The following is a 15576-nucleotide window of genomic DNA, read 5'->3' as shown; positions in this document are numbered from 1 at the left end:
TCATCACCTTCAAATTTTTCAATGTTATTCTTAACCCGCCTTTTAAATTTCCTTATGTCGAACATCAGTTTTTGTTATAATTATCTCATGAGTTGCATATCATATAATCACTACTAAAAAGCATTTGACATTCTGCCATAGATTACTTATACTTTTTGTAGTGAATGAGTTACGGAAACTTGAGAAGCCCGTAACCCGAACGGCTCCTGCGGGGTCGTTTTGTTATTTATACAGCAAATGTTGGATGTTTTTATGTATAACACTTTACCAAGCACTTACTTTCAAAAATAGACAGCCATCACTCTGACTGTCTACCATCTTTCCTATACTTCTTCGTATTCTCTTCCAGTTCCAGCATGTATCTATCGAAGTCGGACATAAATAACCTATCTTGAACAACTCGATATTTTTCAAATTCAGTTTCAGCTTTTGCCTTGGCAATCTCTGCAGTGATCTTGCCTGCATTCTGAAGAACCGCTCTGTCATCTGCCATCAGAAATAGATCCAGTCGTTTCGCCCAATCTTCCATAGTCATTGGAATGTAACGTTCTGCACGGTCTTCTGCCAAATCCAAATACGCCGAAACAATACGCTCTAATGAACGCATTTCCTGCTCACTCAGATAATTCTTCGCAACATGCACATCACTTTTTACGATCTTATTTTGCACTTTTGCATAGAACTGTTTTGTCGTTTTTGCCGTACGGTCATAGTCAATAGCTGTAGCATAGATGTCTGTTATCTTCTGATAAAATCTACGCTCAGAGAGACGGATTTCACGAATCTGCTCAAGTAAACGATCGAAGTACTCTACTGTAAGCACAGAGCCACCATTTTTTAAGCGCTCACCATCCATGGCCCAGCCTTTGATAGTATAGTCCTTAACGATACTGTTAGCCCATTTCCGAAACTGAACGGCTCGCTCATTATTCACTTTAAAACCGACAGCAATAATCATCTGAAGATTATAATGCTTGATATCACGTGTAACCTGACGGGAACCTTCGGTTTGAACTATTCGGAAATTCCGCATAGTTGCATCTTCCTCAAGCTCTGAGTCGGAATAAATCTTCTTGATATGCTCATTGATTGTACGAACATCTACATCATATAGTGTCGCCATCATCTTCTGCGTCAGCCATATATTATCATCCTCATAGTGCATCTCAATACTGTCCTGTTGGTCACCAGCAAAAACAACATCTGCTAAGTATTCCGCTACACTGGAACGAATGGTTATTTGGTTCTTTTTCAAATAGGATTCTCCTCTATATATTTTTCAAGTGTCCGGATTGACATTCTTAATCTGTTGTAGTATTATCAATGCAAAGAAAATGGGTTTTTTGTCTGGTAAGCGATTATTCGCCGAGAGAGTTGCTCGTTTCTTTTTTTATGTCAATTATATCATATAGATACATCTTTTCGTCATTAGAATGTCTAATCAACATGGATGCATGAAACACATTATATCTTTCTACTTCTCCATCATCACCATATACCGGCAAAGCAAATCTTGAATCATATCTGTACCATCCATTTTTGCCATCTCGCTTATGTTTGTCTTCTTTATTCGTCCTAAAAGAATAGTTTTTACCCACCACTTAAATACATTAAAATGTTCCAATATCTTTTCTCATACTATTAATAATTTTCCTCCGAATTATTTCAATGCTATTATTTAGTGGATCATTAGCGGCACCTACACTGTGACCAGATATAAATACATTATGGAGAATCACCTCGAATTCTACAAGACAATTTCGCACATCCTGTCCTGCATAGAGATCAAACACTGCTTTATCTGATTTACAAAATAATTTATATCTATCTTTTGCCATATAATATGCATCTCGGATATCGGATATCTTTTTCTTCGCATATTCTCTATTCGATATTTGCGTTTCAGCGTCAATCTTTCTATCATAATTAATATTCACATTATTTAATTGTCTTTTATAATCTTCAATCTGATAATCCAAACTAGTTAAAACAGCATCAAACGATTCCATTGAAAAGTTTGGAGCATTATCTACAAATAGTAAAACATCACTCGGTGATGAATTTGGATACTGATTTACAATATCAACTAACTTTTCATATATCGTAGCAAGTTTCTCTCTCCACTCCACGTTTGTAACAGCCGTTTTTCCATTCGACTTCTTTAAAATACTTCCATCCCTTGTCCTAAGTACACCTGTATTTGATGCAATAACAGTATCTTCACTTGCTTTCTCTTCTAATTCAAAAACAGCCATCTGCTCTGAGATTTCTTTCCATTTCTTTAATTTTTCAACAGTATATCTTACTTCATCTGAATCTATCAATTTTGAACACGACTGACATAACCATATACCATTTTCATAAGATTTTCTTTCCTGGGCAGTCATATTCTCATCGTATCTAGGACCTCCCATAGACGCCGCTGTAATATGCGATGCGACTCCTATATTTATAACATTCATTTTGTCCATTCCTGCGCCACGTGTTGCTTTTCTACAATTAGGGTTGCTACATTTCCATCCAACCCTATTTGCTAACAAATCCTTTGTAGTTTGTGAAAAATCGTCTCTCATACTTTATCACACCATAAGTTTACATCATCATTGACATTTTACCACCCCGACCAAGCATCCACACTCATTTTCTACTCTTACAACTTCACAATTACCTTTTGTTTTATACGCTTCTATAAGTCATGTCTATTCAAAAGTAATCATTTATATATCCCGCTTATCTATTACAAACATCTAAAGAATGTTGGATATTTCTCCGCCTAAAATATCATCAAAATAGATACTAATATCACTTCTACGATTCTTTCCATATTGACATTGCCATTTTTAACCAATACACGTCCACCATTAGAAACAGAAACAGCCTTCAAATTATCAAATTGTAATTTTGAAAAGCCAAACTCATCTCCCAGGATGCGATAATAATCACCGTTAGATTCAGTGACAATCTTATCCGAACGTTCAATTATATGCATTGGTACATTTCTCATTGTTGCAATTTTACATGCATTCCACAAAATCAATTCTCCATACGATGACTCCACATTTCTTTTAATTTGATCTATATTCAATCCGTACTCAAGCATATACGGTAAATAGAACTGGACACTTTCTTTATCCCAATAACTCCCTATATTCCAACAGATAACTATATCAAATTTAATATCTGCTAGCACGCCTAAATAAAATTCTTCAGTAACAACATCCGCTTCAATAAAACATACATCAGCATCCGATATCTTTCCTATTGAATAACCTTTTTGTCGTATTAATTCTGTTGCCTTTTTTATACACTAATATTCTTTTCAATTGCAATTACCTTGTGACCATTCTCTAATAATGCCAATATACTATATCCAGTGCCACATCCAATTTCCAAAATGATGTTAAAATTTTCTTTTCTGCATCCAGTTATAATATTTTTTGTCATAAAAATATTTTGAACTAACTTTCCACTGCTCAGCATACTCTATTTTTTTATCCAAATTTTCCCTTCTTTCTCTTTTACCCCCAAGTATCCTTTTTTCCAAAATGTATATTTCTCATTTTCAAAAGACTACCCATGGAGTAAACCTTCACTTATATCTACCGAAACACATATCTATTTTCTCCAAAAAATTGCTGAATCCTTTGATTTATTATGCTTCCCTTGCCAGCAAACACACCGTTTCCACATGCGTTGAAAGTTACTTCTTATACTAAATAGCGAAACTGTCACCTTTTGCGGAAAGGTTTATACACCACTTAGGGGGATGTCCTTCACCCCGATTATGGCATATAAATCAAACAAGATTATTAAGTAAATTATTTACAAAGAAAATATTTCTTATCGTATCTGCATCATTTCTTACTAATAATCCTGTATGTGCACTATTTCTACGCATTTGATTTACAGCTCGTAAATCTGACAAATATGAGGTATAAGGATGTATATTATTTGTCGAAATCACACCTATTATCTCTCCTAGCATGTGCATACTGCCAGGTATTTGACTTCCCAACAGTACCCTTAATTGCTTTTCAACAACCTTACAATATTCCACTATTATAGGTGCAAAATCGATAATACTCATTTTATGTATTTCATAAAGAGTTTCTGCTGTAATTAAAAATTCCTTTGCATCTGCATCAAGATATGCATATGTTGAATTAACCCAGTTCCGGCTATTTTGATATATGATACTATCTTTATTTACCGCCTGCACCATTTGATTGAGAACCTCGTCCATTTTTTCTAAGTATTTATCCCAATCATCGTTTTCATCCAGATCTAATTGTCCAGAATTATTCTGAAGCTGTATTAATTGAAGCGCCCACTGGCGAACAGAACGTTTCTGCTCTATGGCTTTTTTATTGCTTTGACTAAGTTGCTCCTTAATTTCTATATAACGCTGATTTGCGCTTTCTATTTCTGGTAAGGTTTGTTCCCATATTTCCCACTCACTTTTTTGAGGAATCCTTTCTTTCGCAATTAATAAATATGCTTTTGCTTGCTCATACTCTCTCAAAAAACTATATGATGAAATAATTCCTTTTAAAGCTTCAAACATTATCATGCCAAGACCATTATTAGATGCTATTGAATACAACTGCTTTCCATTTATGTCTTGAAACTGATAAACATTCTCATCTACGCTAAAATGTTCAAGGCATTTTTGATACATAAAAACTGCATTCTCGTATTGCTTCATTTTCTTATAAATATCAGCAACAACTAATAATGTTGTATCATCTTCTACAATAAAAAGCGCTTTTTTTCCCCATTCCAATGCATCTTCTAATTTCCCTTGTCGTTTCAACAGTTCTGCATAATTTGAAAAATTTTGATTACATGGATGTTCGTCAATCAAATCACACATAACTTTTTCAGCCTCTTTAAATTGTTCGTTCTCCAGCAAAGCAATAAAATAATTTCCAGTAATATCTTTTTTTAATTCTCCATCTTCTGCTAATTCTATTGCTTTCTCAAAAAATCCAACTGCAATATCCTTCCTATTAATTTCCGGTGTTAAACATACCCAGCCTAAACTATTATAAGTCACCGAATTTGGATATTCCTCAACACTTCTTTTGCCAAGTTCATACGCTTTAAGCGCATCATTGCCAACCCCTAAATAATATGAAATAGCAACTGCACATAAACCTGCATTCATACCAAATTTCTCAAATAATGTATTGGTTATTTCATCTAATCCTTTTTTATTATCTTCTCTATACTCTTCTCTGTTAGCCCATTCTATTGCATTTTGATATTCTTCTACAATCTGTACACTCATAGGACTATATATATTAGAGTCTTCATATTGCGCTAATGCTTTGTTGGCATCTCCGTATTGTTTTAAATGTAAACAAATACTATACAGCATTCTCAATGCCACTTGATTATTATGTTTCAACTCAAGCGCACGTAAGCAAAAATCTTTAGCTTCCTCTAAATCTAACTGATTATGATTTAATAAATATAATACCCTTTTAGCGAGTGCCATATTTACATATGTTCCTGTGGCACATATACTATTTTGTTGCTGTTCGATTATCCTTTTTCCTATATCTAATATTTTGTAACACTTATTCGCCTCATTTAGTCCTTTGGTCAATTCAAATTGCTCTAAATACAATACTTGTATTTCTTCCTCTGACATCTTATTGATACAACACAATTTATATTTTTTCCCACTTCCGCATGGACATGGATCATTTCTTCCAATTTTCTTCCCCATACATTCTCTTCTTTCATCTAAAACATTATTTTAAGGAGCAATAAACATTTTCTCTATTTTTATATGCACTGTTCTAACCTCTCACTTTCATATGGCAACAAATTTTTTTTGATATTGCTGCGATTTTTCTTAATAAAGTCAATGACTTCATCCTCTGACAGATTAGACGGAATTACATTCTCCAATCTTCTTACAGCGTTACTAGGTATACCAAATTCGACCAGAATCGATAAATTCTCACGTATAAAATCATTTTCCAATTGTTGAACGAAAAAACTATAAGACCCTGGTTTAATGTTTCTCTTTTCACATATCAGACGTTGGATACTATCTACAACTCTAAACGCCTTTGGCACAGTAAATTGGAACCAATGTCTGTAGATATGGAATGCTGTTTCTACAGCTTCATCATAATATCTTGCTTTTCTCTCATCTGTCAAAGTCTTTACAGTCGCAATTTTACTATTATAAATATCATTAACAATATCAATAATATTCTTTTTTGTTCTATACATATTTAAATATCTTGCAAGTTGCTTTACCGAAAACACTCCCCTTTTGCTATCAAAGTTAAATAGATTATTTTCTGCCAGCTCTAAAACATAGTACATTTGATCCCATGTAGGTAATTGGCTCCACTGAATATTTTGTAATACACTTTTTGATTTCAAATCATTAATCAATTTGTTATAAATCCTAATTTGTCCATTTACAGAAACGCCATTTTGTTTAATAATACTTAATAAATCAGCGGGAAGTGCATTAATCTGATCATAACGATTTCTGACCTCTTGCTTTACATCATCCTTTTTTATGTTAATAAGTATTTCATTTGTCAATATTTCTGGATCTTGTTCATAAAATGGAATATCTATTACAATAGACTTCTGCACCGGAACGTGACAAAAATTAAATATTCTTCCCACATAATGTTCCATCATCCTTCCAGAGCGACCCTTAATATTACTGTAGTCAAAAAAATCTATTTCATTTCCTCCCTTTTTTTCATCGAACAAAATTACATTTTTAGCACTAGTATTGACACCTTCAATTATCGTAGAGGTACAAAAAATACAGTTTAACCGTCCCTCATTAAAATACTTAATAATTGAAGCCCCTATATGCTTTTGTAAAGAGCCATCATGAATTGCCACACCGTATTGTAATTCCTTAGCTAAACTCCATTCCGGCGAGACATTCTTATTAATCCATTCTACTAATGGTAGTTGATTATTCTTTTCTCGTCCTATTCTTTGTAAATATTCTAAATATACTTTGGCCATACGCCTTGCTCGTGCAGGAGTTGAACAATAAATAAGCGTTTGTTCATCTCGCAACTCATCTAATAGTTCACACAAAATTGTGATTTTTTCCTTATCAATCTGTTTATCGCTGTTACTCCAGTTAATTAAATTGCTCTTATCTATTACATTGCAATCTACTAAAGAAAAATCTGACTTGTAAAAGATTGCATCATATTTTTCTGCAAAGCCATCTGTTATTCCATCAATATTGGGTCCTAAGAAATAAAATCTGGGATGAAATTTATTTACCACCTTCAAAAACGCATTGTTTAAGGTATCTGCCCGGGCATCCTTTCTTCTAAGGCTCAATTTGTAGAATTCATCTATAATAAGAAAATCTATTTGAGGTAGAGGCTCATACTCCATTACCCTTTCCGCTGTTAAGAGAAAAAGATTTCTCTTATCTTCAGAATATGGCTGCGAAGTTCTCACTATAATTTTGTAATCATCGGCATATTTCTTCAATTTTAATCGAGTTTCATCTAACAATGCTAATGTTGGCTGTATGATAACTATGTTGTTATATTTTTTTGAAGCTACGATTTCTTCTATAAGCAAACTTTTCCCAAAGCTTGTTGGCGCACTAGCAATTATATTTTTCCCTGACAAAAGATAATTAGAAATTTTCTTTTGCTCTTTATGTAGATATGTATTCTCTAAAAAATCTGACTGAAAATAACTCATTCGCACATCGTCTGCAAAAGACATAATTTTTAAATCAGAACTATTTTTTTGAATATACGGATAAAATCCTAACGTTTCAATCAAATCTGCCCACACTTTATATAGATTTTTATCAACTTTTCTCCAATTATTCAGAACATGTATTACTATTTTCCTCGCTGATAATTCTGCTTCCGCTGAATGTTGCAACAACAATTGTGTGCAATATGAAACAATTTTAAAACTCTGTTCAAAAGAGATTCTCTCTACATTTTCAATTTCTAATATGATTTCTGTTGTCTTGTCCATATTTCACCTCAAATATTCTGCATATGCCAAAGACGTTTATGCAAATTAATGACTAATTCATTTTTGTCATTTACAGGAAATAGCATAAGTATAATATTAACTCTGTCTTTTAGTGGCATTTTGTTTTGTGTATCAAAATACTCTTTTAACTCTCTGATATTTAATTCGTGGTAGGCTATTGCATTAGGATCATTCATATCAGAAAACTTTTTGTAAATGTCATGTGTATAAATACAAAGCATTGGTATATTTATAATATTAAGTTTGTCGCTTAGCTTTGTACAATTCGTTATCGTATCAATCCATTCCTCTCTGCCAGGTATAGAATTATTTTCCAGATTCTTTTTAATTATTACAAACTGATCATTTAAATAATCTGTATTAATATGTTCATTCAAATCTTTCACTAATGCTTTTATTCCCTCTTTACTATCATCATAAAGCTTACTTTCACCAAGCCATAAAATTTTTTCATTCATGGAAACATGTACCGCATCAAATCCATGTGCAGGCACACTCGCACTATCTTTGAAATAAACTTTAGAAATTAGTGGTATTGTATGCTTAAATTCCCTTAATATCAAATGCAGCAACAATTCACCAAATTCTCCCCTTTTTGCTGTACTGGATCTTTTTAATTCGTTATATGCATTAATATCTTTATCTACACACCACTGTTTCATTAATTGAAAATCTTTGATTTTATAAATGCAATGAGCCGCTTCTCTTAACTTTTCAACAATGTCATTTTGAGGAATATTTGGATCTTCATATTGTGCAAAAACATATTCTGGAATTGTATTGCATATGGCTTTGGTAAAATCTTCCAAGCAATATTGGGGATTTCCTTCATCATCAATATCCATATCAACTAAAAAGGTATTCAAATCATCTTCGTTAACTTTCAGTAATATTACATTCTTTTTATCGAAAATTCTGTTAGTCATATTAAGCAGTACCTCCACAAAACCAAATAAAGTACATAATAACTTGTTCTTTTCATCAATATCTCTACATGCTATTATAATATTTTACCATAAAACTCCACATTTTACTATCTGCAAAAGAGCAAGAAAAAAAGCCGATTAGGAATCTAAACTCCCAATCGACATCTTTTCTTACGCCTCTTCATTTTTACATTCAATCTCCGTTCCATCTAGGAACACTACCAACAATGTTCCATCCTCAAATACCTTGATGTGATCCAGTGTTTTCAGCATGAAATCCGTATCCACCTCCTTCAATGGTTCTGCCCCATCGGTGTATTCTATGAACTTCTCTGCTCGATAACCTTCCAAGAGGTTCTCACTCTGCAACTGCTCCGTCCACTGTTCCATGAAATCTGCTCGGTTCTCCACTAGTGCATTCCATGCCATTAGATAAGCCTTTAGCAACGTTTCTTCCTCCACATGGCGATTGGCACATCCCATGACTCCTTTTACCTTGTACCGCTCACTGCATTGCCATACCTTTCTGTCCACTCCCGTGCTGCTCCGCCATCCCTTCCTTTTCAAAAATACTTTTAATGTAGTCCATTGTTTTGCCATCCAAAAATTCCTGATACAGCCGTACTACAATCGGCTCCTGCTGCCTGTTTATTACCAGCTTGCCATTCTCATCCGCATCATAGCAAAAAAAACGTTTGGTACTCATTTTGTGCTTTCCTGTTTTAAACCTCCTGCGGATTCCCCATGTGCAGTTCTCTGAAATGGAGCGGCTCTCGTCCTGCGCCAGAGAGGAAAGAATGGTAAGAAGCACTTTGCCTTTTGCATCGAGGGTATTGATGTTTTCCTTTTCAAAAATAATTCCAATCCCCAGGTTCTTCAGCATAGCCCGTGCAATAGACAATCTCTGCTTCTCACCACCAAAAAGTGCATTTCCCCCTTCTCCAATCATGGTGTTATATCCAGCTGGGAAAGCCTCGATAAAGTCATCACAACAGGCCCGTTTTGCTGCCTCCACATCCCAAAACGTGCAATTAGATCACACAAAGTTGTTTTTCCAGAGCCCGATAGTCCAACAATAGCGGTCATTTTCTTCTCTGAAATTGTCACAGACACTGATTTCAAAACAGAGTGCTCACCATAGGAGAAATCAACCTTATCAAACTTAATTTCATGATCAGCAGGAACAATAGTTTGTGCACCTTCATCCATAACTGGCACATCATCCAGACCATTTGCTCTGTCAATAGCACTTTCCGTTAAACGAAGTGTAGCCACACCACTACCTGCTGCTTTTAATTGATCGAAAATCATAAATGAAGCAATTACCATTCCAAAACCGCAGAAACCTTTGATTTATTGGGCTTTTCTCGACAGAAGGCAGACCGTCTCCACATGTATTGATTTTTGGAATAAAAACTATAATTCCCTTAGATTTTCAACAATGCTCTGTCTCTTGTCAGCACGGTAAAGTACAGCAGGAATCAGCCAGCCCAGCAGGAGAAATACCGGTATAATCAGGATTACAGGCATGATTGTAAAATAGTATGTTACAAACCAGAACATATCGCTCATCATATTGCCCAGCATAGGGCTGAGCACCACAGAAAGTATAAGAGATGCTATGATGGAACCCACCGCATAGAATAAGCCCTCATAGATAAGCATATGCTTTAGCTGTCTCTTGGTCATGCCCACAGACTGTAATACGGCAAATTCTCTTTTTCTGGACAAAATTCCTGTCATAATTGCATTGAAAAAGTTAAGTATGCCCACAAGTCCGATTATAGCACAGAGGGCACCACCACAGATTAAAAACATATTTTTAAACTGGGTAAATTCACGTCTGATAGATGCCTTGCTCTCATACATGAGAGTAGATGTATCTCCGGCTGTGAGCTTTTGCAGATATTGCTCAGCACTTGCTTCTGCCTGAGAATCCGGTGTGTCAAACATATAAAATTTTGGAATGACATCTGTACCGCTGTCCTCCTTAAGCTTCTCTACCGGCAAAACCATACTATAACCCAGACTTGTATAACGGAAGCTGATGGAATAAGGAACCGTCACAAGAGCACATACACTGTACTCCACCTCCTTTGCCTCTTCCTCATGGTATTCCAAATACTCCTCAGGCGTGGTCTGTTGGTCTGCCCGCTCGCCGGTTCGGCTGTCTATGTCATATCCAATCTGGTAGCTTACGGTATAAGTGTCTCCCAACTCAGGGTAGTTGTCCAGATTTACTATATTGCCGTAATCGTCTGTGGATACAGCTACAGCGATTGCGTGGCTATCCGGGTCTGATAGTGGCTCCAGGGAGCCTTTTACTACAGTAAGCTTATCAAAAAGTCCATCGTCAAAGCCCTCTATACTGGCGTCGACAAGTATGCTGTCACCTTTCTGCTCGTAGTGGGAGATTTCCTCCTGCGGCTCTTTGCCGCTTAGATAGTTTTCTGCCAGTTTACTATACTGGTCTGTCTCCATCCACATCATAGGGGATATGTCTGCCAGGTCATAGCCGCTTCCAGAGACAGTCTCATCTGTGTTTTTCTTTATATCATCAATGGTATCCTGTCCTATATACTCTTCCGCCGTATTATACCGGAAATAATCTGTACTACTCACGATAAAGTCTGCACAGGTTGACCTGTCCACATATTTATCCATGTCAAAGCCGTTGACAAGTGAAAAAAGCACATTGAAAAGAGTTACGGAAAGTGTCAGTGAGACTACCACAAGGGCTGTTTTCTTCTTATTTCTGCCCAGATTGGCAAAAGCCATCTGATATACCTTAGCCCCACGGCTGTGGCGTTTTTTCTTTTTGCCGGTCATGCCTTCTGTGTATTTTACAGCCTCAACAGGAGATACCTTCGCAGCCATTTTACCGGGCTTCCTGCAAGACAAAAAGACAGTGATAATGGCAAACAAGGCAGAACCTATAAAAATAAGTGGAGAGCTGCTGATCGTAGCCTTTGTGCCTATAATGCTTGTGATCTCTAATGCAATAGGAGCTAAAACTGCACCAACGCCATACCCCAGAAGTAATCCTATAGGAATACCGATAATACACAAAAGAAGAGCTTCCTGTGTGATTATGCGCCTTAATTGTCTTGGTGTGGTGCCGATGGTCTTTAGCAGGCCATAAAACCTGATGTCCTCGGTCACTGACATCTGGAATATATTGTATATAATCAGATAGCCTGTAAATATAATAAGCAGGCAAAAGGCAATGATTGCAGCTACCAGCGAAAAATCTATCCCAGAGCTTATAGATGAAGCTGTAAGCCCCCAGTTCACACCTATTCTGGCACTGTTCTCCTGATCTCTTGTATTCCAATCATAGCCTAAGTCTGCATCTATTTTCTCCATCTGCTCCCTGATATTAAGCTTGTAAGGAAGCATAACATTTAAATCTATGTCAAGGGCTTCATTGCCAGCGGCTATGCACTTTTCGTTAGTTTTATCTACATAGGCTTTTGAGACGTTGATATAGTGTACAGGCATCAAATCATCATACTCCCAGTAACCCACGAGGATAAAGCTGTCGGTCTGGGTCATGCTGCCATTACCCGCCTGATAAGTAATAGTCACATTTGCTCCCAGCTCAGGCTCTACTCCAAGGAGCCTTAAGGCTGTAGTGTCCATGGATATTTCATTTTCTTTTTGAGGCTCTTTTCCCGTGGTTGGGGTGGCGTAACTCCACTCGGTACAGTTTTTATCCATGTAACTTACCTCTGCCACTACCTTGCCAAAAACATCAGAGGAGCTGAAGCCACACACGATACGCTCACCGGATGCCTTGATTCCCTTGTGGGCAGCTATTTTATCTGCCTGTTCTCTGGATAAATCCTTAAAGCTGCCATCGCTATAGCCGCCTGCCTGTCTGAAATTGTAGGTCTCATAGCTTGAGTTTACAGACAGCATAATGGTAAATAATGATGTAAACATCAAAGTTGTGAGTGCTATAGCACAAATTGCAATAATATTTCTTTTCCTGGATGCCCACAGAGACTTAAAGCTAAGTCTGCGGATACATTTTCTGTTCTTTACTCTCATACTGCTCTCTCCTGAATATGTCCGTCCTCAATTCTTATTATGCGATCCGCAAGCTGGGCGATTTCCTCGTTGTGGGTAATCATCACAATCGTCTGTGAGAACTTCTGGCTAGTCACCTTTAGGAGACTTAATACGTCCTGACTTGTACGTCCGTCTAAGTTTCCTGTGGGCTCATCCGCAAGAATTATGGCAGGCTCTGCCGCCAATGCTCTGGCTATGGCAACTCTCTGCTGTTGTCCGCCTGAGAGCTGGTTTGGGAGGGCGTCAAGCCTCTGGTCGAGCCCCAGGGTCTCTGTTATTTCTTTAACAAAGTTCTTATCAACTTTACCGCCATCCAGCTCGATTGGAAGCACAATATTTTCGTACACATTTAGTACCGGCACCAGATTGTATGCCTGAAATACAAAGCCTATTTTTCTGCGCCTGAAAATGGTAAGCTCCTCATTCTTTAGGGAAAAAATGTCTTTGCCATCCACAAATACCTTGCCGGAGCTTGGTCTGTCCAGACCTCCCAGCATATGTAAGAGGGTAGATTTGCCACTGCCGCTTGTTCCCACAATAGCCACAAACTCTCCTTTTTCTACAATGAGGCTCACGCCATCCAAGGCATGTACACATGCCTCACCTGTTCCATAGGTTTTCTTCAAATCACATGCTTGTAAAATGTCCATATATCCTCCATAAAAACTAAAAAACTGTATGCAGCATTTTTGGCTACATACAGATTATTACACAATATTCTTTCCAGGCTCTTTCCGGAAACAATTAAATTATTACAGTTTTGAAAGATTTAAGCCAACTTTGGCAAAAAAACAGAAAAAGTACTGCCCTGTCCGTATACTGAGGACACCTTTATGTAGCCGCCCTCTCCGCTTAGAATCTGCCGGCTTAGATACAGGCCGATGCCCACGCCTTCCATATTTTTTGTATCTTCTGAGCGGAAAAATCTGGAAAAAATCTTAGGAAGTTCTGCCTCCTTTATGCCGATTCCGCTGTCCTTTATATCAATTCTTACAAACATCTCATATGCAGTGACAGATAGGCTTATACTGCCTTCTTTTGTATATTTTACAGCATTATCGAGAATGTTGCAGATGGCTTCCAGAGTCCATTTGCTGTCAAAATAAGCTTTCTCATCAGTGTCATGGATCATAAGCTCAAGCCCCTTAGCCTTGGCTTTGGCCACTGTCTCTTTTACTGCCAATGTCAGCATGGGCTTAAGCGCTTCTTCCTGTGGGGAAAGCTGCAATATGCCGTTTTCAAGCCTTGACAACTTCACCAGAGAGTCGATTAAAAACTGCAATTTCTCAGACTGGGCATGAAGCTGGACAATATTTTCACGCATCTGGGCTGATAAATTGCCGGTATCATCTTCAAGCAGCAATTCACTGTACAAGAGCAGATTGGCTATGGGAGTCTTGGTCTGGTGGGAAATATCCGCAATCAACGACTTAATCTTGTTTTTTTCCAACTCCACATTTCTGGCAGAGACCACAGAAGCACTCAAATAATGGGCAAACTTGGTCTCAAGCGAGGACAAGCGTGTCTCGTCAAAGCTTTTTTCAGAGAAATCCCCTTTAACTGCCTGATTTAACATATTTTCTATTGTATCTATGGTTTTCTTCGTGCGCAGATGGTTGATTAAAATTACAAGTGCTGTAATTACAAGGCATACGCCCACGATACAGATGGCTGTATTATAGTTATTCATTCAAATCTATACCCTATTCCATATACTGTTTTAATGCTGTCCGGGGTGCCAAGCTTGTCCCTGAGCCTCTTGATAGATACAGAGAGGGCATTGGGATACACAAATTCCGCGCTGTCATTCCAGACTCTGTCCAGAAGGAAATCTCTGCGGAGGTTTATGCCCTCATTTTGAACCAAAAGCCTTAAAAGACGCTGCTCGGTCTTACTAAGCTCGATTTCCTGTCCATCTACTAAAAATATCATTCTCTCAAAATCAAATTCATAGCAACCCTTTTTGTATACACTGGCAGAGGTATGTGCCTGTAAGCTTTCCGCCTTTCTAAGTTGAGTATTTACCCTTGCCCTTAATACTGACAGGGAAAAAGGCTTTGTGATGTAGTCATCTGCACCAAGCTCCAGCCCCTTTACTATATCCATGTCGGTATCGTTTGCGGTCAGGAGAATAACCGGTATATTGGGATAGTTTCTCTTTAGTTCCTGTAAAAAATCAAGCCCGCTTCCATCCGGCAGATTTATGTCAAGTAATATGAGAGACGGACAGCCGCACAGGAGCTGGTCTCTTGCAGTTTTTATAGTCTCACAGGAGACAAGCTTTCGGCTATCTGTCTTTAATGCCTTGCACAAGCCCTGATTTAAGGCTGTATCGTCCTCTAGGATTAATATTTGCTCCATCTGTATTTCCTCATAGTCAATCAATATTTTACTATTATAGCACAGGAGAATTTTGAGAATAGGGTATTTATCAAACTCCCCATTGCACTTGTCAACAAATTTTGGACACGAAATATAAAAAAATAGTCAGTTACATTGTACGGCTGTATACGCCATACGCCACCCTTGACATCGCTCCAAGAAA

The 15576-nt window shown here is 37.2% G+C and carries 14 protein-coding genes; all 14 read right to left on the bottom strand.

Going from position 1 to position 15576, the window contains the following annotated elements; all coding sequences use genetic code 11:
• Positions 1-298: 298 nt before the first annotated feature.
• Positions 299-1255 carry a RhuM family protein gene (rhuM, locus tag ACZQK9_RS11065; RefSeq protein ID WP_483270593.1) on the bottom strand — a complete coding sequence of 319 codons (957 nt, stop codon included), beginning with the start codon at positions 1253-1255 and terminating at the stop codon, positions 299-301.
• A gap of 355 nt (positions 1256-1610) precedes the next feature.
• Positions 1611-2573 carry a hypothetical protein gene (locus tag ACZQK9_RS11060; RefSeq protein ID WP_483270592.1) on the bottom strand — a complete coding sequence of 321 codons (963 nt, stop codon included), beginning with the start codon at positions 2571-2573 and terminating at the stop codon, positions 1611-1613.
• A 200-nt stretch (positions 2574-2773) separates the two neighbouring features.
• Positions 2774-3190 (bottom strand): hypothetical protein, encoded by a 417-nt coding sequence (locus ACZQK9_RS11055; RefSeq protein ID WP_483270591.1) that lies wholly within the window; start codon positions 3188-3190, stop codon positions 2774-2776.
• A gap of 210 nt (positions 3191-3400) precedes the next feature.
• Positions 3401-3544 (bottom strand): hypothetical protein, encoded by a 144-nt coding sequence (locus ACZQK9_RS11050; RefSeq protein ID WP_483270590.1) that lies wholly within the window; start codon positions 3542-3544, stop codon positions 3401-3403.
• Between the two features lie 252 nt (positions 3545-3796).
• On the bottom strand, positions 3797-5734 hold the full coding sequence (locus tag ACZQK9_RS11045) for an SEC-C metal-binding domain-containing protein (RefSeq protein ID WP_483270589.1): 1938 nt from the start codon (positions 5732-5734) through the stop codon (positions 3797-3799).
• Positions 5735-5793: 59 nt separating this feature from the next.
• Positions 5794-8010 (bottom strand): DEAD/DEAH box helicase, encoded by a 2217-nt coding sequence (locus tag ACZQK9_RS11040; RefSeq protein WP_483270588.1) that lies wholly within the window; start codon positions 8008-8010, stop codon positions 5794-5796.
• A gap of 8 nt (positions 8011-8018) precedes the next feature.
• A complete protein-coding gene (locus tag ACZQK9_RS11035; protein ID WP_483270587.1) occupies positions 8019-8957 on the bottom strand; it encodes a HamA C-terminal domain-containing protein in 939 nt (312 codons plus the stop codon).
• A gap of 171 nt (positions 8958-9128) precedes the next feature.
• Positions 9129-9491 (bottom strand): hypothetical protein, encoded by a 363-nt coding sequence (locus ACZQK9_RS11030; protein ID WP_483270586.1) that lies wholly within the window; start codon positions 9489-9491, stop codon positions 9129-9131.
• A complete protein-coding gene (locus ACZQK9_RS11025; protein WP_483270585.1) occupies positions 9463-9906 on the bottom strand; it encodes a recombinase family protein in 444 nt (147 codons plus the stop codon). The genes ACZQK9_RS11030 and ACZQK9_RS11025 overlap by 29 nt, the downstream gene beginning before the upstream one ends.
• Entirely contained in the window at positions 9903-10286 is a 384-nt protein-coding gene (locus ACZQK9_RS11020) for an ATP-binding cassette domain-containing protein (RefSeq protein WP_483270584.1), read from the bottom strand. The genes ACZQK9_RS11025 and ACZQK9_RS11020 overlap by 4 nt, the downstream gene beginning before the upstream one ends.
• Positions 10287-10373: 87 nt before the next feature.
• The gene (locus tag ACZQK9_RS11015; protein ID WP_483270583.1) at positions 10374-13010 is read right to left on the bottom strand and encodes an ABC transporter permease; all 2637 of its coding nucleotides are present in this window, start codon (positions 13008-13010) and stop codon (positions 10374-10376) included.
• A complete protein-coding gene (locus ACZQK9_RS11010) occupies positions 13007-13681 on the bottom strand; it encodes an ABC transporter ATP-binding protein (RefSeq protein WP_483270582.1) in 675 nt (224 codons plus the stop codon). Before ACZQK9_RS11010 ends, ACZQK9_RS11015 begins: the two co-directional genes overlap by 4 nt.
• A gap of 119 nt (positions 13682-13800) precedes the next feature.
• Complete coding sequence (locus ACZQK9_RS11005; protein ID WP_483270581.1) at positions 13801-14721, bottom strand: sensor histidine kinase; 921 nt, start codon at positions 14719-14721, stop codon at positions 13801-13803.
• Positions 14718-15392 carry a response regulator transcription factor gene (locus ACZQK9_RS11000; RefSeq protein ID WP_483270580.1) on the bottom strand — a complete coding sequence of 225 codons (675 nt, stop codon included), beginning with the start codon at positions 15390-15392 and terminating at the stop codon, positions 14718-14720. Before ACZQK9_RS11000 ends, ACZQK9_RS11005 begins: the two co-directional genes overlap by 4 nt.
• Between the last annotated feature and the right edge of the window lie 184 nt (positions 15393-15576).

The sequence above is a fragment of the Wujia sp. genome, from assembly GCF_056872695.1.
Note: the sequence above shows the minus strand (reverse complement) of the source record. Positions and strands in the feature narration are given on the sequence as shown.